The organism is Acidobacteriota bacterium, from assembly GCA_026393675.1.
Lineage (GTDB): Bacteria > Acidobacteriota > Vicinamibacteria > Vicinamibacterales > JAKQTR01 > JBAXOX01.
Genome location: JAPKZQ010000042.1, coordinates 32,615 through 51,887, shown reverse-complemented (window position 1 = coordinate 51,887; position 19,273 = coordinate 32,615). Strand labels below are relative to the sequence as shown.

Sequence of the window (19,273 nt, the reverse complement as noted above, 5' to 3'; positions counted from 1 at the left end):
TCGATTTTGAGTCTCGCCCCGATTGGTGTGTGTCCGAGACGGCAGACGCCGCGGCGTCAAACTGGGAAAAGCGCGGAATGCCACGGAACTTGTGCACATGGGTCGGAGTTGATCTGGCTGGGCGATCCGCCACAAGGATTGCTAAAGAAGAAGACGGACGCCGGGGAGTGAGAAGGGCGGTTCGAGGGTCAGACGGCCTGGTGGGCATACCGCAAAGGCCGGTCGAAGCCGCCGTTATCACCCCGATGTCGTGTGGAGGCCACCGTGCAACTATCGCCGCGGACTCGGTCGAATATCGTATGGGTCTGACCTGGGTACTCTGAGGCCACCAAGGCACCTTGACAACCGCGGGTGGGGTCAGCCACCCGCGGGTTCCTTTGTACGGACGGGCGCACGGCCCGCGACTAGATCCCTCAACCACCGCCAGGCGCGCAGCTCGATCCGAGCCGCGAACTGGTGCCATAGCCACCGTTGGTTCCCCCCACCCCGAACGTCGAGACCTGCTTCTCGATGGTGGGCGCCTCGCACCGCGGGCATCTGTCGGGTTGCCGGGTGCCGATGACAAGCGCCTCGAAACGATGTCCGCACGTTTTGCACTGATACTCGAAGAGTGGCATTCCCTGAACTCCCTGAAAAAATCACTCCCGGAGTGATTATTACATTCGTGAGCCCGCGCCGACATTGTAACAATCACTCCGGGAATGGTTGTTACATGTAGGATTCACCAATCACCCACTTGGTGACAAGGAATCGTTATAGTCATACAACCATGAATTTCAGAACCATCATCGAGCCGTTCCGTATCAAGTCGGTCGAATCCGTCAAGTTCACGCGCCGCGAGGATCGAGCCGAGGCGCTGCGGACGGCCGGGTACAACGTCTTTCGGCTGCGCGCCGAAGACGTGCTGATCGATCTGCTGACCGATTCGGGCACTGGTGCGATGTCGGCCATGCAGTGGGCGGCGATGATACAGGCTGACGAGTCGTATGCGGGCAGCCGGTCGTTCTATCGCTTCGAGCAGGTGGTCAAGGATCTGACCGGCTTTACGCACATCATTCCCACGCACCAGGGGCGGGCCGCCGAGCGGATTCTCTTCCACACGATTCTCAGACCCGGCCAGGTGGTGCCGAACAACAACCACTTCGATACGACGCGGGCGAACATCGAAGTGGAGGGGGCCGAGGCGGTCGATCTGGTGATCCCAGAGGGTCGCATCCCCCATTTCCTTCATCCGTTCAAGGGCAATGTCGACATCGCGGCGCTTGATCGACTCCTGGGCGAACGCGGAGACCTGGTGCCCCTGGTGATGGTGACGGTGACCAACAACTCGGGAGGCGGACAGCCGGTGTCGATGGAGAACCTGCGAGCCGTGCGCGAGGTGTGCGACAAGTACAACAAGCCGTTCTTTCTTGATGCGTGCCGATTTGCCGAGAACGCCTGGTTCATCAGACTCCGGGAGCCTGCGTATGCGGACCGGACGCCCAAGTCGATCGCGCAGGAGATGTTCTCGCTGGCCGACGGGTGCACGATGTCGGCCAAGAAGGACGGTCTGGCGAATATCGGCGGCTTCCTCGCGATGAACAACGACGCGTGGGCCGAGGCCGCCCGCAACCTCCTGATCCTCACGGAAGGCTTCCCGACCTACGGCGGTCTGGCTGGCTATGACCTCGAGGCGATTGCCCGTGGTCTCGAAGAAGTGGTCGACGAGTCATATCTCCACTACCGGATTCGATCCACCGAGTACCTGGGCGAGAAGCTCATCGCGGCCGACGTGCCGATTATCCGTCCCCCGGGTGGGCACGCGATCTACATCGACGCCAAGATGCTGTTGCCGCACATCCCGGCCTTGCAGTATCCGGGCATCGCCCTGGCGAATGCCCTGTATGTCGAGGCGGGGATCCGCGGGGTCGAGATTGGGACGGTGATGTTTGGGATGCGTCCGGATGGCACCGAGGTGCCGTCGTCAATGGAACTGGTTCGGCTGGCGATTCCGCGTCGGGTCTATACGCAATCGCACATCGACTATGTGGCCGAAGCCGTCATCCATGTCGCGTCCCGCCGCGACGAGCTTCGCGGGTATCGACTGGTCGCGGCCCCCAGGGCCTTGCGGCACTTCACCGCGCGCTTCGAGCCAGCCTGAATCTGCTGTCGACGGCCGGTGACGGAGCCGCCCTCGGGAGGCGCCCCCTGGTGGGTGGAGGAGAAAACCCAGGAAGCCCCTGCACTCCTTGGGACAGCCCCATCACCGTGCCGGTCTCTACGTTGATTCGCAACCGAATAACTGACCCGAAGACGCGACCGCCGACCTTCCCAAGGGAACACGCCATTCCCGTGGCTGCCACGTCTCCGGGTCACACCCGTGCCGATCCGACTAGGACGGATTGGCCAGGAACTCGTGAGTGAGCGCCTGCCACTGCTCGTCGGTGAGCAGCGCCGGCGGATGCTCGACGAAGTCGCCGCCGTCGGCGGCGGCGATGCCCAACTGGGTCTCGTAGAACCGCGACAGCCGATGTTCCTCCTCAGACAGCCAGGCCCTCGCGGTCCGGCCCGCCGGTAGTTTCTGAAACGCCGTATCGGACGGGATCACGGCAAACAGCCAGCCCCGCGAATACGGATCGCGGTGAACCAGGGAAGCGTCCTCGCGCACCGCTTCATTGACGCGCGTGACCACGCCCGAAATCGGCGACATGATCGCGGCGCGGCGGCCCGCCGTCCGGACCTCGGCGATGGGCTGTCCCTCGCGGACCTCGGTGCCCGGCTGCGGCAGTTTCAATCCCATCGGTGCGGCGAACAGGCGCTGCGCGAGGTCGTCGATGCCGACCAGCGCCCGCTGACGCGACATCGGGCGAATCCAGGTATGACCAGGTGCGTAGTACACCTGGTCGCTCCAGAACAGGCGGCCGACTCGCATCACGCCTACCAGGCGCCGCCGGATGGCGTCGACGCCCTTCATGCCCGTCAGAAACAGGAACACCGGCACCGAGAGGACGGCGAGCACGAGCAGCAGGAGGCCCACCCTGACGGTGAGTCCCGCCACCAGTATGGCCGCTGATTCCAGGACGCTCAGTAGCGTGTCCATGATCTCCTCGTCTTTCTCACTGACCCGTTGGTGACTCTCAACTGCGATGACACGTCGTGCAGTCATCGAATCCGAACGACTTCTTGCCGTCGTGGCACGCGCCGCAGGCCCGGCTCTGCTTCATGGCGTCGTGCGTGATCGTCTTGCCGTCGGCGGCGGTGCCGCCTTTCAGAATCTTGAACAGCCTGGGATGACACGCGGTGCATCCGGGCGCGTTCTCATCCACGTGTGACGTGTGATTGAACGTGACTTTTCCCGGGCTGTCTCCCGTCTGCGCAAAGGTGAATGGCTGGGGCAGATTGGGCAGTCGGCCCTGCGCGATTCCCGCGGCAGTGGCGAGTAGGCCGACGAGGGTCACGGCGACCAGTACCGTCCCGAAGCGGAGGTTACGCATTGGCGTCCTCCTTGTCGTCGGTGAGGAAATGCGTCCGCGCGAGGTTGTCCCAGTGTTCCGCGTCGATGATGCGCGCCATGCCGGTCACCGGCACGCCGCCGTCCTGGGCCAGGGCGCCCAGTTCCGGCGACAGCGTGCGCTGCAATCCGGCGACGGCCTCGTCCATCCAGCGTCTGGCCGTCGTTCCCGACAGAAGGCTGGTGCTGTTGGCGCGGAGCCTCTGCGGCCGGACGCGAAACAACCATCCGCGGCCGTAGGGGTCAACTTGCGCGGCTTCCGGGGCCCTGGCCAGATCGGTGTTGATCTCGGCAATGGTCCCGTCAAGCGGCGACAGCATCTCGACCGCGCGGCCATCGTCGGCGATCAGTCGCCAGGCCTTTTCGCCCTGACCGACGGCGGCACCCACTTGGGGCAGCGCGACAGCCGCGAGTGGCCCTACCAGCTTCGCGGCGAATCCATCGAGACCCACAGTGACCAGGCCGTCGGATTCCGGACGGGCCCACGCGTGGCCGCGGTGGAAGAGGCGATCCAGCGGGATCGGGAACCAGTCCGCCCCCGTCGTCGCCGGCTGGCGGACCCTGGCGTGTGCCAGGACGGCGGCTGCGCTCGGCCCCTGCACGTACTTCCAGAAGGGCATAAACAACAGCAGGAACAAAATCGCGATGCCGTACTCGATCATCTTCGCCGAGTAGAGCGTCAGGATGTCATGCGGAATCATGCGTATCTCCTCTTCGCGCGTCCGCGGCTACGACTCGCGGATCCCTGACAGTTCATGCTCGTTGAGCACTGGCATCCGGTTGACGATCCACCGGAAGGCCGAGATGCCAAGGGTCACGAGCGTGAGCGATACCATCACTTCCATCCAGCTCGGAACGTACCGATCCGGAGAGTTCCAGTTGAGCGCAATCACCGACACATTGAGACGGTTGACGATGATGCCAAGCACGGTCCACGCGGCGGTCCACCGAATCAGGGTCACCTTCGCGCGGCGCGCGGCATAGGCGAACACCAGCGACGGTAGGAGGATGAATCCCAAAACCTCGACCAGGAACCAGTAGCCGTACCCGGTCGTGAGCAACGACCAGCGGCCGCTGTCGGCGACCCCCTGGACCTTCAGGAAGAAGTATGCGAACAGGACAATCGAGGCTCCCCGGGCGAGGCCGACGACCAGTTTGTCCAGGTTCACGTGGTGGTCGATGCGGCTCTGGAAGGCCCGATGCGAGAGGCCACTCTCGACGATGACCATGCTCAGGCCCGCCGCGATACTCGAGATGAAGAAGTACGCCGGAATGAAGGGCGAGTACCAGAGCGGGTGCAGCTTGGTCGGGGCCATCAGAAAGAGACCGCCGAGCGACGACTGGTGCAGCGTCGACAACATGACGCCGACGACCGTCAGGCCGATGGTGGCCTTTGTCGCCAACACGAGGGCTTTCTTCCATCCCAGCCACTCGAACACGGGCGGCAGAAATTCCAGCCCGAGCACCGTGAGGTAGAGCACGACGCACCAGGCGATCTCGAACATGACTGACGGCCCGCCCCACGAGATGAAGATCGGCACGGGCAGGTTCCACGGGCGCCCAAGGTCCGCGCAGAGGCCGAGGACCGCGAACAGGTATCCCAGGAACCCTGTCAGAATCGCGGGTCGCACGATCGGGTGGTATTCCTTCAACCCGAAAATGTACACCGCCGTGGCCACCGTATAGCCGCCGGCGGCGAGCGCGACACCCGCCAGCATGTCGAAGCCGATCCAGATTCCCCACGGATTGGTCTGCGACAGATTGGTCGCCGCCCCGAGACCGTACACGAAGCGGTAGACGATCAGGGGGATGCCGATCGCCATGATGAGGCCCGAGACGAAATTGCCAGGGGTCGCGAGGCTCTTGAGGTACTCGGCAAACGGAAGGCCGAGGAAGATCTTGTCGGTGACCCAGCTACCGGAGGGCAGGGCGCGTGCCGTTGTGCTACTCATGGCTGGTCTCCTTCCCGGCGGCTTCCTGTGCGGCCACCTGCTCGCGTCGCTTGCTGAAGGTGTACATCCCCATCAGGAGCGGCGGCCACAGGGTCAGGACAAACGGCACTGCCGCCAGCGAGGCTTGTGTCAACGACGAGTACGCGTAGGTGCCGAGGTCGGTTGGCAGGCCGAGCTTCTCGAATGGAATGTCCGTGATGTACATCCAGCTCGTGCCGCCGACCTCGCGCTGGCCGTAAATGTAGCGCACGTACTTACTGCCCTTGGCGTAGAGCCGTTCGCGCGCGGTTTCGATCAGGTCGTCACGCATGCCGAAGGTGAGCGCACCGCTCGGGCAGACCGACGTGCAGGCTGGCGCCTCGCCCCGCGACTGGCGGTCGGCGCAGAACGTGCACTTCTGGACGAACGGCGTGGGAGAGTCGTACTCGTACTTGGGCACGCCAAACGGGCAGGCCACCATGCAGTACCGGCAGCCCAGGCATCGGTCCTTGTGGTACACCACCGGTCCGGTCGGCGTCTTGTCCAGCGCGCGCACGAGGCACGCTGATGCGCACGCCGGTTCGAGGCAGTGCATGCACTGGCGCTTGATGAACCGCGCCGGCACCGCGCTCGCTCCTGTATTGGCCGCGTTCACAACGGTGTAGTGCCGCGTGTCGGTCGTCCTCACGGTCTTGAAGACCGCCGGGTCATCGAGCCGCACCGGTTCGGGCTGGTTGTTGGTTTCCGTGCACGCCGCTTCGCAGGCCCGGCACCCGACACACTTGGTCGTGTCGACCAGTACGCCGCGTCGGGCGCTATTGACGGCTGCCTGCTCCTCGAGGGTCGTAGCTCCGGCGGTGGCTGCCGGGACGGCGGCGATAGCCCCTGCTGCCCCGGCCACTTTCAGAAACAATCGTCGATTGAGCTTCATGGTGCGATTCCTCTACGTGAATCGTCGTGTCACGAGCGGCTGCGTGCCGCGATGAGTGTTGAGCACCCGACCAGCACGAGGCCGACGAGTGCGAGTAAGGGAATGAACATCATCGGAAAACCTCCCGGCGAGTGGAGTCAGGTGGCAAAGAGGCTGTCGCGCGTTGCGTACTTGCCCGGATGCGGGTCACCACGTCCTTGAACAGGGGGCAGGCCTCGTACTCGAGGCCCAGGCATGGGTCCGCCGACGCGATGCGGTCGAGAGGCACGAGCTTCTTGACCGGATAGGCCTGGCAGTAGAGCATCACCACTTCCTTCAAGTATGGGCAGGCCATTCTTGCGCCTTCCTTTCCTCCGCCCGGAAAGAGAGCAAGTTCCTCGCCACGTATACTTCGAGATACAGTATTTTCGCTAACTCATTGCGAACGAATAAGTTGTGCTGGTACGATCTGGCGCGCTGTCAGACGGCGCAATCAAGGGGCGTTGTAAACCACAACAGCGGAATCGGGCCTCATGGCTCGGTCGCCGCTCGATCAGGCCATTTGCGGAGAGAAACCGCGGAATTGCGGATTTCAACAGTGCGCGATGAACTATTCATCGGCACAAGAACGGTAGCAAGTAGTCGGTAGTCGGTAGTCGGTAGTCGAAAGTCAGTAGTCGGTAATCGGTAGGACGGGCTTCCTGGGATCGCCACGCTCCAGCGTGGCCAGGCCGCGGGCCGGGCTGCCAGCCCTGAGGGAACTCGAAGGGGAGCCCGGCGTTCCCAGGGATTCACCCGCTGCACGGTCCGAATCCCGAACCCCGTATCCGCAACACACGGCGCGTAGGAGAGGATTTTCGAGTACCATGCCAGCCATGCCGGGACCAGGCGATGCTGATCGATTGATGTATCCGTGTCCGCGGTGTCGGGCCGACGTGCCGGCGAGGGAGGCGACGTGTCCGCAGTGTGGGGTCGACCTGGCGTTGGCTGCCGTGCTGATGGAGCGTCTCGCGCTGAGTGTGATTCCCGCCGAGCCAGGCGTGCCGTTCCTCGGCGACGCCATGCTGTCGCGGTTCGGCGAGTTCCTGATGAAGAAGGGCTACATCACGTCAGCCCATCTTGACGCCGCGCTGCAACGCCAGCGGGAGATGTCGGCGCGTGGCACGCGTGAGACGCTTGGCCAGGTCCTGCTCGAGATGCGATTGATGACGCGCGAGCAGCTGGAGTTGGCCAGCGTCGAGCAGGTGCAGGATCTCCAGAACGCCCTCCGGCAGGTGAATGCCCAACTCGAGCAGCGGGTGGCCGAGCGCACGCAGGAACTGCAGGCCGCGTATCAGCGCCTCACGGAACTGGATCGGCTCAAAGGGAACTTCATCAACAACATCTCCCACGAGCTGCGCACGCCGCTGACGAAGATCAAAGGCTTCAATCTGCTGCTGGCCGCTGGCGATCTCGGTCCGCTCACTGATGACCAGGTACAGGCGGTGCAGACGATGGGCCGCGGCGTCGCGGAACTGGAGCGACTGGTGGCCGATCTGATCCAGTTCGCCACGGGCGCCCGCGGAGAGATGGTGCTGCATCAGGCGGCGACCGCAGCCGGCGATATTCTTGCGGAATGCGCGGGCGCGGCGGCCGAGAAGGCGAAGCGCCGCGGCGTCCAACTGCTAGTATCCGTGGCGGCCGCGCTGCCTCAGGTCGTGGCTGATGGCGAGAAGATCCGCTGGGTGCTGAACCAGTTGATCGATAACGCCGTCAAATTCACCCCTCAGGGCGGGAGCGTGACGATGGGTGCCGCCGTCGTCGGCGACAGCGTTCGGGTGTGGGTGGCCGATACCGGTCAGGGCATCGCGGCCGAGAAGATGCCGGAGCTGTTTGAGGCGTTCCACCAACTTGACGGCTCGACCACGCGCCGCCAGGGCGGCACGGGGCTCGGCCTGGCGCTCGTGAAGATGATTATCGAGGGCCACCAGTCCACGATTGCCGTGGAGAGCGAACCGGGGAAGGGTACCCGGTTCTCGTTCGATCTGAAGGTGGCAGGCAACTAGCTACTTCGCCTCCCCGTCGTGCTCCTCGACGCGGCGCAATCCGTATTTCTTGATCTTGTTGTAGAGCGTGACCCGATCGATGCCGAGCGTCCGGGCCGCCTGGGTGACATTGCCACCCCCATGATGCAGGACCGCCGCGATATGGCGGTGCTCGACCTCATCAAGTGAGAGCGTGACATCGATGGGGCCCTGCCGCGGCGTGCCGGCGTCGAGGCCGAGATCCTCGGGCATGATGAGCGAGCCCTTCGCCACCACCATGCCGCGTTCCAGCACATTACGCAATTCGCGGACGTTGCCGGGCCAGTCGTAGCGCATCAGGGCCGACAACGCGTCCGCGCTGACCTCCTCGACGCGGTGGCTCATCTCGAGATTCAGGTGTTCCAGGAAATGCTCGACCAGCAGCGGGACGTCCTCGAGCCGCTCGCGCAGCGGGGGCAAGGTCATCGGAATGACGTTCAGCCGGTAGTACAGGTCGTCGCGGAACTGGCCGGTCTCAGAGGCCTTCCGGAGATCCCGATTGGTCGCCGCGATGATCCGCACGTCGACCTCCACGGGTTCCGACCCGCCGACGCGGAAGAACTTGCGTTCCTCGAGCACACGCAACAGATCGAGTTGGAGTTTCGGGGAGATGTCGCCGATCTCATCGAGGAAGAGGGTGCCGCCGTGCGCCGATTCGAATTTGCCCTTTCGCCGGTTGACCGCGCCGGTGAACGATCCCTTCTCGTGCCCGAACAGCTCGGACTCGAGGAGCGTCTCGGTGAGTGCGGCGCATGACACCGCAACAAACGGCGCCGACTGCCGCGGGCTTTCGGCATGGATGGCCCGCGCCAGCAGTTCCTTGCCTGTGCCGCTCTCGCCGAGGATGAGCACGGTGGACTGGCTGCGCGCCGCGCTCCGGGCCAGGTCGAACAGCCGCTGCATCACCGGGCTCTTGCTGATCATGTCGCGGAAGTGATAGTCGCGCTTCAGCACCTTGCGCAGCAGAACGTTCTCACGCACCAGTTGCTGCTGGGCGACAATCTTCACCATCATCAAACTGAGTTCCTCGGGATCGAACGGCTTGACGAGGTAGTCGTAGGCACCCATCTTCATCGCTTCGACGGCCGTCTCGACCGTGGCGTACGCCGTCATGATGACGACGGCGACGTCGGGTTGGATCGTCTTGGCGGTTTCGAGGACGTGCAGGCCATCCATCCCGGGCATCTTCAAGTCGACCAGCAGAATGGACCAGCGCTCCTGCCTGAGTTTGTCAATGGCCGACGGCCCGTCTGGCGCCGTGTCGAGCGTATAGCCGTCCTTGGCCAGCCAGCCCGACAGCGATTCCCGTACGATTTCCTCGTCGTCAACGACCAAGACCCGGGTGCGTTCCTTACTCATGATGTTTGTCCTTCTGGTGTAGCGCCCGGTAGCGGGCATCGCAGTCCCCGCAGAGCGACGTGCGCTTGGCGTCGACCTCAATCAGGTTCACCGACCGGGCCATGACGCAGGCTCTCGAGTCGCAGTGAATCAGGCCGAAGGTGTGGCCGAGTTCGTGGACGCACTCCTTGATGATGCGGCTGTCAAACAGGGCCCGGTCCGGATCAGGTCCGGCCGCGACCGCGAGCCGTGCGGTCGACACGACGGCGGCATCGCCGCCCAGTTGGGCCTCGCCGTACACGAAGGTCAGCACGGGAATGAATAGGTCCACGTCGGTGACGGCCAGCGTGCGACCGCCGGCGGGCGATTGGCCCACCAGCCACTTGAGCATCTGCGTCGAGGAGTGCTGGCCGCGCCCCGGATCGAAAACGTGGGTGGGACGATCGGGTCGACGATCGACCCGGACGGTCACGCCAAACACGGCCTGGATGGCGTGCCGCACCGTGTCGAGCAGGCGCTCGTCTGGCGCATCGGCGCCGAGCCACCAGATGTGCACGTCCGCGGTCATGGTGTGTCAGCACCCATCAGGCATCCGTCTTCCGGGCGGCCGGGAGTACGATCGTGAAGGTCGTCCCTTTGCCCACCTCGCTCTGAATGCCGATCGTGCCGTGGTGGTGTTCGACAATGCCGTACACCACGGAGAGGCCGAGCCCCGTGCCCATCTCCTTGGTGGTAAAAAACGGATCGAAGATCTTCGCAAGCCTGTCGGGTGGGATTCCCGCGCCGGTATCCGTGAACACCAGTTCCACACAGGCGGCCCCCGGGGTCGGCCGGCACGAGATGCTCAGGGTGCCGCCGTCCTTCATCGCTTCACAGGCATTGAGCATGATGTTGACAAACGCCTGCCGCAGTTGCCCGAAATCGGCCTGGATGGGCGGCAGTGCGTCGACGTGCCGGTTGATGGCGATGCCATGCAGCTTGGCCTGATGGCCGACCAGCGACACCGCCTCATCAAGAACTGCCGAAGTATCGACCTCTTTCAAAGAGAGAGGCCGCTGCCTGGCGAATTCGAGAAGGTTGCGGACAATCGCCGTACACCGCTCCGTCTCGCGCTGGACCAGTTTGAGGTGACGGACGCACGTCGAGCGCGTCTGATCGTCGAGGTCTCCACCCTCGAGCATCCGGACGAGCAGCTTGGCGTAGGTCAGGATGCCCGCCAGCGGGTTGTTGATCTCATGAGCGATGGACGCCGCAAGCCTGCCGAGCGACGAGAGCTTCTCGGATTGCACGAGCTGGGTTTGCGCCTGCTTCAAATCCGCGGTGCGTTCCTCCACCTGGTGCTCGAGCGTTTCGAGCAGTTGCAGGCGTTCCGCCCGCGCCTTGCTCAAGGCCCCGACCATGTCGTTGAAGGACTGTCCGAGCATGCCCAGCTCGCCGGTTCGCGACACCGGGATCTTGCGGGTCAGATCGCCGGCGCCAATCTGGCGGGTGGCGATCGCCAGTTCGACCACGGGCTTGACCACGAGCCGCTGGGCGTAGAGGCCGACGAAGGCTCCCAGCAGCACGACAGCCACGCCCGCCATCAGGAGGGTGTTGCGCCGGATGCGCATCAGATTCTCGTCGATCTCCCTGAGCGAAATGCCGATATCGATGACGCCCAGCACACGCTTGCTCGCCGGGTGGACGTGGCACGCGGTGCTCGAACAGCCCGGTTCGTTGTAGATCGGTGTGACCATGCCCAGCACGTTATGTCCGCGGGCTTCGTAGATCCGCCATCGAGTCCCGGTCGTGAGGCGCTCCAGCGGCCGGTCCGCCGCATGGCACTGGTAGCAGGCCTCGGCGCGTTTGTCGACCATGGCGCCGACTTCCATCCGGTCCGTTGAGAACGTGACGCGCCCTTCCTTGTTGAAGAACCGGACATGATCGATCCCGGACTGACGCCCAATCGTGTCCATCACGAGGTACGCGTTCTCGCGCCGGTCGAGCAGCATGTCGTGATACGTGCTGCTCCTGATGGTCTCGCTGAACAGCTCGGCGCCGCGAACCACCTCGGCGTGCAGGTACTGCTCCTGCGCGCCCAGGAACAAGGCGGCCGCCGTGCCCACAATCGCCAGCGTGCCAACCGCGATCACGAGCGGCAGCTGGACGCTCAGCCGGTTCCACCAACGGACCGATGACAGTGGCATGCGAGAAACCCCTTGCGAAACGCGCCAGGCGGCCTGTCAGATTCCCGCCAGAACCACCAGAGACAGGGGGCGAGTCGAAAGCGACCTCATCTGAGGGCGATGCGAGGTGCGGGGGCTGTTGTCGGAGCGGCGCGGCAGGGGAGGCAAGTATCGCCGCGCTTGCTATAGTGTAGAGCAATTCAACTGCCAGTTGGAAATTGCTGGATTTTGTGCCTATTTTCGCCGCAGTCCCTGAGGTCGCCGTTGGGAGGTTGCGGAAATCCGGCGGCGGCTGTCGAGATTCCCAACAGCCTAGCCCTCGACCCGGATGATGTCTTGTTTGAGGGCGAACCGAATCAGCTCTGTTCGGCTGTGGAGCCCCAGCTTCTCCATGACCCGCTCGCGATGCGACATCGCGGTCTTGATGCTGATGCCCAGCAGATCGGCGACTTCCTTGTTGCTGTGGCCTTCGGCGACCAGCTTCAGGACCTGCTTCTCACGGTCGGTCAGTGACTCATAGGGGTCGACATCTCCACCACCCGGTCCGAGGCCATCGCGCTCTTTCATAGCCTCGCGTGCGACGTCCGGGTCGAGTACCAGGCCCCCCCGGTGAACGGCACGGATCGCGGCGGTCAGATCAGATCCGGCGGATTTCTTGAGGACGTAGCCGGAGACGCCGGCTTTGAGGAAGCGCCGGATGTACTCGCGGTCCTCGTACTGGGACAGCACCAGGATGCGCGTGCGCGGACAGATCTTCCGGATTTCGATTGTGGCCTCGAGACCGCCAAGCCCTGGCATCGCAATGTCCATCAGGCAGACGTCTGGTTCGAGGGCCTGAGCCCGGGCGATGGCCTCGCGGCCGTCAGCGGCTTCGCCCACCACTTCCATATCGTCGGCGAGATTCAGCAACGCCTTGACGCCTTCCCGGACGATCGCGTGGTCATCGGCAATCAGAACGCGGATTTTAGACACGTACAGCCTCCGGTGGCACCTGTACCGACACGACCACGCGAACCCCCTGGCCCGGCGCGGTATCTATCAAGACCTTGCCGCCCAGCGCCTCGACGCGCTCGGTGATGCCGAGCAGGCCCCAGCCGTGCCCATCTCCCGTGGGTCGGCTGACGGCCGCCAGATCGAATCCCTCGCCATCATCCTCGATTTCGATCGTGAGCAGATCGCCCCGGATGCCGCATTGGATGAGCACCTGCTCGGCGCGCGCGTGCTTGGCGATATTACTGATCGCCTCCTGCACGACCCGGAACAGGGCGGTTTCCATCAGCGGCGGCAGCCGGCGCTCGACATCGTTGAACTCGCAGCGGACCGCCACGCCCTGTTTGTTCAAGTGTCGATCGGCGTACCACGCGATCGCCGACCATAACCCGAGATCATCCAGCACGGACGGGCGCAGGTCGTAGATGACGCGATGGAGTTCGTCGAGCGTGCGGACGGCGAGCGTCCGCGCCTCCACCAGCGGCCCATTGTCTACGCCCGGCGGCAGTCGGGCGACAGCCATCTCGAGGCGCATCGCCAGGGCGCTGACCGTCTGACAGGTCTCATCGTGCAATTCGCGGGCAAGGCGCTTGCGCTCATCCTCCTGCGCCGTGATCACCTGGCGAAGCAACCGGCCGCGCGCTTCGTCGCGCTCCGCCAGTTGGCGGTAGAGCACCTCACGCTCGCGCGTGCGCTCTTCGACGCGGGCTTCGAGCGTCGCGTTGGCCTGCTCGATCGCATCCATCGACGCCTTGAGCGCCGACCGCATGTGCTCGAGCGAGCGGCCGAGGCGCCCCACCTCATCATCGCCGAGTGGAGGGATCGCGGGATCCATGTCGCCAGAGGCGATGCGCTCGGCGGCACGACGGAGCACGCCGATCGGCCGCAACACGCTCTGGGCGACGCCGTCGGCAAAGAGGAGCCCGAGGACCACGAGCAGCGGCATCCAGAAAAACAGAGACCGGCGCAGTCGATTCGCATCGGCGAGTGTCGCGGTCTCGGGTTCCCGCAGGCTGAGCGCCCAGTGCATCTGGCGGACGGGCACCATGGCGGTCACCTGCTCGACATCGACCTTGCTGCGGTCGTGGCAGGTCGTGCACATGCCCCGGATGCTCGTGCCTGATTGAATCAGTGACGCGACCAGCCGGGGATGCTCGTCCCGTCGGCCGCGCCGCTGCACGTCGGAGCTGGCGACCACCATTCCCTGCGCATCGACCAGGTCAATCGACCCGCCCTCCGCGACGGGCTGCTCACGGAGCACGGCGATCATGCGCGGGCTGGCCGGATCGATCTCGCCGCCCGCGACGCCAATCGGCGCGCCGCGCCAGTCCTTGATGGGCACGAACAGGTAGAGGCGATCGCCGTTGGGCGTCCTGGCGACGGCGGAGACGGATGGCCGCCCGGCCTTGAGCGCGTCGCGGCTGGCTGGAATCACCGTCTCGGCACCCGGCTGCAGCGGCGGATCCTGAGCTTGGACCCGTCCGTCGGCATCGGTGACGAACGCCCGGTCGATGAGTTCGCCCTGCAGGTACGCGTTGCGCAGGGCTTCGTCGCGGGGCGAGAGGGCGCCGTCGGTTCGTCTCGTCGCCGCTTCAGGGGCGGCGGCCACCTCCTGGAGGCGGCGCCATTCGCGCTGGAGCACGTTCTCGACGTGGCGGGCGGCGACGGCGGCGTCGGCCTCTCGCTCGACAACGATGCGCTCGGTCAGCGCGGCCAGGCTGTGCCAGGCAATCCAGCCGGGCACCACCATCGACGCGAACAGACCGAGCACGACGAGAAGGGCCACTCGGCCCTGCAGGCCGCGCATCTGCCACCTGGAGGAAGCCGCCTTGGCCCTTCGATTCATAACCTCAAAGACGGATGCATTTACTCAGGGCCTAGTGCTGAGCGAGCAATGTTCACCGAATCGTCTCGCAGGAATGTGCCATGGCAGTGGCGAGTCGAAGCACTTGGCCATTACCGTCCCCGTTCATCCATGCTGTTGGCGATCAGCATGATCTCGTCGAGGGTACCACGATACCGCACCAGGCGAGTGGCGCCGGATGTCTGCCAGGTCAGCTGGTACCAGATGACGCCATCGAGATCGCGCAGGCGCTCGACGGTCGCCGGGAGGTTTCGGACCGTCGTGGTCTCGGTCTGCAGGGGTGTCGCGGGCGGCAAGACCTGGGGCGCGACTGTGGTGGTTCCAACAGCCATCGCGACGATCAGCCACGTGTCGGCGGCGCGCCGGTTCCGGAACGACATCGATGCAGAGGTTCCACCGAAAATCAGGAGGTCGTTGGGCGGCCACATGAGCGTGTCGGGGAAGTAGGCCGGAATCGGCATCTTGTGCGAGACCTGGCGCTCGAGCGCCGCGATCGAGTCAACCCGTCGAACGCCCCGAGCGACGCCAGCGGCCATTCCCGGCAGTTCGTCGAGCACGCGCAGCCCGAGCGCGACGACGGCCAGCAATGCGGCGAGCGCGACGACGGCTCGTGCCACCTCGATCCAGACCGGTCTGTGCCCGGCGTCGATCGTTCTCCTGGCAGGAGCGGTGTTCATGTCGTCGTTTCGCTATACGACGAAAAAGAGCAGGGCCGTCATGCCGGCGGCCGCCAGGCCGAGGCGAAACGCGCCGAGGCCGGTTCGGATGGGTTCTGGTTGGGCAAACACGCGCTCGCACCGATGTCCCACCGCGACGCGTTCCGCGCGGGCAAGCAGCCCCCGGGGGAAGCCGAGCGGTGAACGGGGCGGCACGAGATCGGTGTCGCTCTCGGGCGTGTCAGCCAGCGCCGCAATGGCCCGGCTGAGCGCCGCCGAGTACCCAAGCCGCGCGACCGCGACGTCGGCGCGGTATTCCAGTTCCTGCACAACCTGCCGCGCGACAATCTGCGCGGCAGGGCTGAACGACGCCACGGTGCGAACCACCATGAGCAGCCAGCCCATCAGGGGATCCCGGCGCGCCGCGTGCGCCAGTTCGTGGGCGAGAGCGGCGCGCAATTCGTCGTCGCCCAGGCGGCTGAGCGTGCCAGTCGAGATCACCAGTGTGGGACGATCGACTCCGGAGCACAGGAGGACCGGCGTCTGACGATCGAGGAGGACAACCGCCATGGCCGGTGCGCCGACGGCCTGCTGAAGCTCGTCGAGCAGGGTCTGCACCCGCGCGAGCTCCGGATGTCCTGAGATCGTGTCGCGTTCGCCGAGGCCGCGGACCCGGTCGTCGAGAAAGGGAAGGGCATCGCGCAGGTAGAGCAGACCACCGACGATCAACAGCGCCACCGTCGCAAGAGAGGCCGCGCCGGTATGGCCAAGCGCCAGCTGATTCCAGTGCTCGCCCGCAAAGAGGGCCCGTGCCGAGCCAAACCACTCTGTGGAACGACCAGGGGCGAGGACGTGAAAGGCAACCGGGAGGACGATGGGCGCAACCAGGGCCAGCCACCGCAGGGCCAGACGCTCGCCCGGATCCTGCACTCGCCAGAGCCGAAGCACGGCCTCGACCAGGAGGGCGGCGATACAACCGTGCAGGATGACCAGGCCCGCGGTGTCCAGCAACAGGCTATGGCTCCTCGATGTCCTGGACCTGCTTCAACCGCGCCAGTTCCAGCGGGTGTTCGTGATGCATGCGCTCCAGGCTGATTGTGCCCGTGAAGATGGTCTTGTCGAACGGAAACACATCCGGGTTGAGATGCGCGTTATAGATGTGCCAGAGAATGACCACCAGAAACGCCATCAGGCCTTCGTTGCTGTGGGCCACCTTGGCGGCGGGAATCAGTTCTCCCGGGAAGAAACGGGTGAACAGGATCGGGAAATAGAGGATGAGGCCGGTGGAGATGACGACCACAGCGCCGAGGACGAGCCCCCAATACTCGAACTTCTGGCGATAGTCGAATCGATCGAACTGCGCCGGCTGATCGATGCGCCCCAGGTAATACCGCATCATCTGGATCGCATCGTCAAAATCCTTTCGGTTGGGCACGATTGAGAGTGGCGACCGCCCGGCCGCGACCGACCCGATGGCGAACATCACGTGCCAGGCCGTCAACGCCGCGAACGACAGGCCGGCGGCCCGGTGGAACCACCGGACGTGGTCGATGCCGCCCATCAGGTTGATGAACCAGCGCGCCCATGCCGCGTCGAAGTACTTCTGGGGAAGTCCCGTGACCGACAAGACGATGAAGAGCGACATGACCAGCACGTGCTCGGTGCGCTGACGCCGCGTGAAGCGTGTGAGATAGGTGCTCATCGGTTGACAACCACTCGCCAGAAGTGCAGCAGCATCTGCAGGACCAGGCCGCTGATCATGAAGGGAATCAGGATGTTGTAGAAGAGTTGCACGCCGTAGACCAGCGGCGCCTTCTTCCAGCTGGGCTCGTAGTGCGACATCCAGGCGCCAGGAAAGTTCTCCGTGGCGCCGGCGTGGCAGCGGGCGCAGGTCTTGACCAGATTCGCACGCAGCACGCGCGAGCCCGGTTCGTTGACCTTCGCGATGTCGTGCACGCCGTGGCAGTCGGTGCAAAGCGCGACGACGCTGACCTCGCGTCCTGTATCGGTTTCGTGGAGCGATGCCGTCATGCCGTGGAAGTCGGCGACGTAGGTCTGCGCGACGGCCGTGGACAAGCCGTATTTCTCCATCAGGCGCTTGTTCTCGTGGCAACCGCGGCAGAGTTCCGGCGTGCGGCGCTGCCAGTTGGTATCACGGGGACCGGCGACGTCGTGGGAGCGATGGCAGTCGGTGCAGCCCGGTACGTCGTCGCTCTTCTCGAGGAAGCGTCCGTGGACGCTCTTGTTGTAAACGGCGAACACGCCCTCGTGGCACTTCGCGCAGGTGCGCGACACCAGGGCCTTGGGCTTCTGCGGCGACCTGACGTCGTGGGCGCCGTGGCAGTCGACACAAAGCGGGGCCGTGCGATCGCCGCGCGCAAGAGCCTGGTAGTGCACGCTGTCGAGCGTCTTCGTGTAGTTGTCGAAGTGGCACCGCTTGCACTGTTCATAGTACGCGACGGTGAATTCTCGCAGCGTCTTGAACGGGCGCGCCTCGTGGGGCACCGACGTCATGTCCTGGTGGCAGTCCGCACAGCCGATCTTGTTCCCGTGTACGGAACCGCGGAATGTGGCGACATCGACATACAGCGACCGGGTTTCGCCGCTCGGGAGCGTGACAGCCATGCTCCGATCGCCGTGACAGGCCAGGCAGGTCTCCACATCGGCGGTCTTGCCTGCCGCGACCTGCCCAGGCTGTGACGACAGGGTCAGAAGAAGAAGGAACGTTGATAACATGAGCGATCCGGGATGAACTGGCAATGAATCGGGCGTAAGCGGGTACGACAGGACCATGCCGGGGTGTGATCCTGCAAGCCGTGGCGGGACGCGGGGGCGCCAGCACGCTACACCTCGGGCGTGCAGAGTCCTCCACCGCGCTGATTCTACAGCAAGCCGATTGCCAGCTTGAGAACTCTCTCAAACTCCTTGAAAAAGCAGAAGTTGGCCGCGACAAGGTGGGGCAGGGAAGGGGCGCTGCCGACAATCCGGCGGGCTTCCGCTACCCCCCGGGATGGTCAGTCTTCGGGGCCCTGACCGAATCGAGGCTGGCGCTTCTCGAAGAACGCCGCGAGGCCTTCGGCGAAATCGGGGGAATCGGCGATGCGCCGGAGTTGTTCCAGTTCCTGGTCCAGGTGGAAATCCAGCCGATCCACGGTGGCGGCCTGATTGATCAGGCGCTTCGAGACCGCGTAGGCGGCGGCGGGTCCCTGAGCGATCTCCTGCGCGAGGCTAAGCACGTTGGCATCGAAGGTGGCGGCGGGGAACACCCGGTTGATGAGCCCCCACCGGAGGGCGGTCGTCGCGTCGAGCCGCGGGTTCAACAGCACCAGTTCCATCGCGCGCCGAAGTCCGACGAGCCGCGGCAGAAAGAAGGTCGAACTCTCCGCGCCTGTCAGGCTTGTCTTGCCATACGCCCATTCAAACGTCGCGCGGTCCGACGCCACCACCAGGTCACACGACATCGCGAGCCCCAGACCACCGGCCGCCGCCATGCCATCGACGGCTGCGACAAAGGGTTTCGAGGCCCGCTTGATCTCCGAGATCGTGCTGTGGATGTACTCGAGAATCTGTTTGAAGACCGCGCCGTATCCTGCGTCGGCGGGACGCGAGTCGGGTGAAAGATATCCGAGATCTTCCGCGCGGCCGCCCGCCCTGATGTATTTCAGGTCGGCGCCACTGCAGAAGACGCCGCCTTCGCCGCGCAGAATGACGACGTTGACCTGTGCGTCGCGCGCACACTGCAGACCCGCCTTGCGAAGGTCGCGCGCCGTGCCGACATCGAGCGAGTTGAATCGCTCGCGCCGGTCGATGCTGATGACGGCGACGCGGTCGTGATGGTCCACCCGGATGTGCGTCATGGAGTCTCC

Annotated in this window: 18 protein-coding genes; 2 read left to right on the top strand and 16 right to left on the bottom strand. The window is 64.7% G+C overall.

The window, feature by feature from the left end; all coding sequences use genetic code 11:
• Positions 1–769: 769 nt before the first annotated feature.
• Positions 770–2,140, top strand: a complete 1,371-nt coding sequence (locus tag NT151_10475; GenBank protein ID MCX6539338.1) for a tryptophanase — start codon at positions 770–772, stop codon at positions 2,138–2,140.
• 231 nt (positions 2,141–2,371) lie between these two features.
• Here NT151_10475 and NT151_10470 read toward each other — a convergent pair whose 3' ends face one another.
• The 6 genes from NT151_10470 to NT151_10445 form a co-directional block, all read right to left on the bottom strand.
• Entirely contained in the window at positions 2,372–3,145 is a 774-nt protein-coding gene (locus tag NT151_10470) for a glycine cleavage system protein H (GenBank protein MCX6539337.1), read from the bottom strand.
• Positions 3,117–3,473, bottom strand: a complete 357-nt coding sequence (locus tag NT151_10465; GenBank protein ID MCX6539336.1) for a hypothetical protein — start codon at positions 3,471–3,473, stop codon at positions 3,117–3,119. Before NT151_10465 ends, NT151_10470 begins: the two co-directional genes overlap by 29 nt.
• Positions 3,466–4,191, bottom strand: coding sequence for a glycine cleavage system protein H (locus tag NT151_10460; GenBank protein MCX6539335.1), 726 nt, complete (start codon positions 4,189–4,191; stop codon positions 3,466–3,468). Before NT151_10460 ends, NT151_10465 begins: the two co-directional genes overlap by 8 nt.
• A 27-nt stretch (positions 4,192–4,218) precedes the next feature.
• Entirely contained in the window at positions 4,219–5,442 is a 1,224-nt protein-coding gene (hybB, locus tag NT151_10455) for a Ni/Fe-hydrogenase cytochrome b subunit (GenBank protein ID MCX6539334.1), read from the bottom strand.
• Entirely contained in the window at positions 5,435–6,352 is a 918-nt protein-coding gene (locus tag NT151_10450; GenBank protein ID MCX6539333.1) for a 4Fe-4S dicluster domain-containing protein, read from the bottom strand. The genes hybB and NT151_10450 overlap by 8 nt, the downstream gene beginning before the upstream one ends.
• A 109-nt stretch (positions 6,353–6,461) precedes the next feature.
• The gene (locus NT151_10445; GenBank protein MCX6539332.1) at positions 6,462–6,686 is read right to left on the bottom strand and encodes a hypothetical protein; all 225 of its coding nucleotides are present in this window, start codon (positions 6,684–6,686) and stop codon (positions 6,462–6,464) included.
• 511 nt (positions 6,687–7,197) lie between these two features.
• Here NT151_10445 and NT151_10440 point away from each other — a divergent pair.
• On the top strand, positions 7,198–8,376 hold the full coding sequence (locus tag NT151_10440) for an ATP-binding protein (GenBank protein MCX6539331.1): 1,179 nt from the start codon (positions 7,198–7,200) through the stop codon (positions 8,374–8,376).
• On the opposite strand, the gene NT151_10435 is transcribed toward NT151_10440, so the two are convergent.
• The 10 genes from NT151_10435 to NT151_10390 form a co-directional block, all read right to left on the bottom strand.
• On the bottom strand, positions 8,377–9,753 hold the full coding sequence (locus NT151_10435) for a sigma-54 dependent transcriptional regulator (protein ID MCX6539330.1): 1,377 nt from the start codon (positions 9,751–9,753) through the stop codon (positions 8,377–8,379).
• Positions 9,746–10,300 (bottom strand): archaemetzincin family Zn-dependent metalloprotease, encoded by a 555-nt coding sequence (locus NT151_10430; protein MCX6539329.1) that lies wholly within the window; start codon positions 10,298–10,300, stop codon positions 9,746–9,748. The genes NT151_10435 and NT151_10430 overlap by 8 nt, the downstream gene beginning before the upstream one ends.
• A 16-nt stretch (positions 10,301–10,316) precedes the next feature.
• Positions 10,317–11,918 (bottom strand): ATP-binding protein, encoded by a 1,602-nt coding sequence (locus NT151_10425; protein MCX6539328.1) that lies wholly within the window; start codon positions 11,916–11,918, stop codon positions 10,317–10,319.
• Positions 11,919–12,209: 291 nt separating this feature from the next.
• Positions 12,210–12,869, bottom strand: coding sequence for a response regulator transcription factor (locus NT151_10420; protein ID MCX6539327.1), 660 nt, complete (start codon positions 12,867–12,869; stop codon positions 12,210–12,212).
• The gene (locus NT151_10415; protein ID MCX6539326.1) at positions 12,862–14,733 is read right to left on the bottom strand and encodes a HAMP domain-containing protein; all 1,872 of its coding nucleotides are present in this window, start codon (positions 14,731–14,733) and stop codon (positions 12,862–12,864) included. The genes NT151_10420 and NT151_10415 overlap by 8 nt, the downstream gene beginning before the upstream one ends.
• 110 nt (positions 14,734–14,843) lie before the next feature.
• On the bottom strand, positions 14,844–15,428 hold the full coding sequence (locus NT151_10410; GenBank protein ID MCX6539325.1) for a hypothetical protein: 585 nt from the start codon (positions 15,426–15,428) through the stop codon (positions 14,844–14,846).
• Positions 15,429–15,440: 12 nt separating this feature from the next.
• Positions 15,441–16,418 (bottom strand): M48 family metalloprotease, encoded by a 978-nt coding sequence (locus NT151_10405; protein MCX6539324.1) that lies wholly within the window; start codon positions 16,416–16,418, stop codon positions 15,441–15,443.
• A gap of 4 nt (positions 16,419–16,422) precedes the next feature.
• Positions 16,423–17,109: a cytochrome b/b6 domain-containing protein gene (locus NT151_10400; GenBank protein ID MCX6539323.1), complete on the bottom strand. Its 687-nt coding sequence runs from the start codon at positions 17,107–17,109 to the stop codon at positions 16,423–16,425.
• Positions 17,106–18,143, bottom strand: a complete 1,038-nt coding sequence (locus NT151_10395; GenBank protein ID MCX6539322.1) for a cytochrome c3 family protein — start codon at positions 18,141–18,143, stop codon at positions 17,106–17,108. Before NT151_10395 ends, NT151_10400 begins: the two co-directional genes overlap by 4 nt.
• 278 nt (positions 18,144–18,421) lie before the next feature.
• The gene (locus NT151_10390) at positions 18,422–19,264 is read right to left on the bottom strand and encodes an enoyl-CoA hydratase-related protein (protein ID MCX6539321.1); all 843 of its coding nucleotides are present in this window, start codon (positions 19,262–19,264) and stop codon (positions 18,422–18,424) included.
• Between the last annotated feature and the right edge of the window lie 9 nt (positions 19,265–19,273).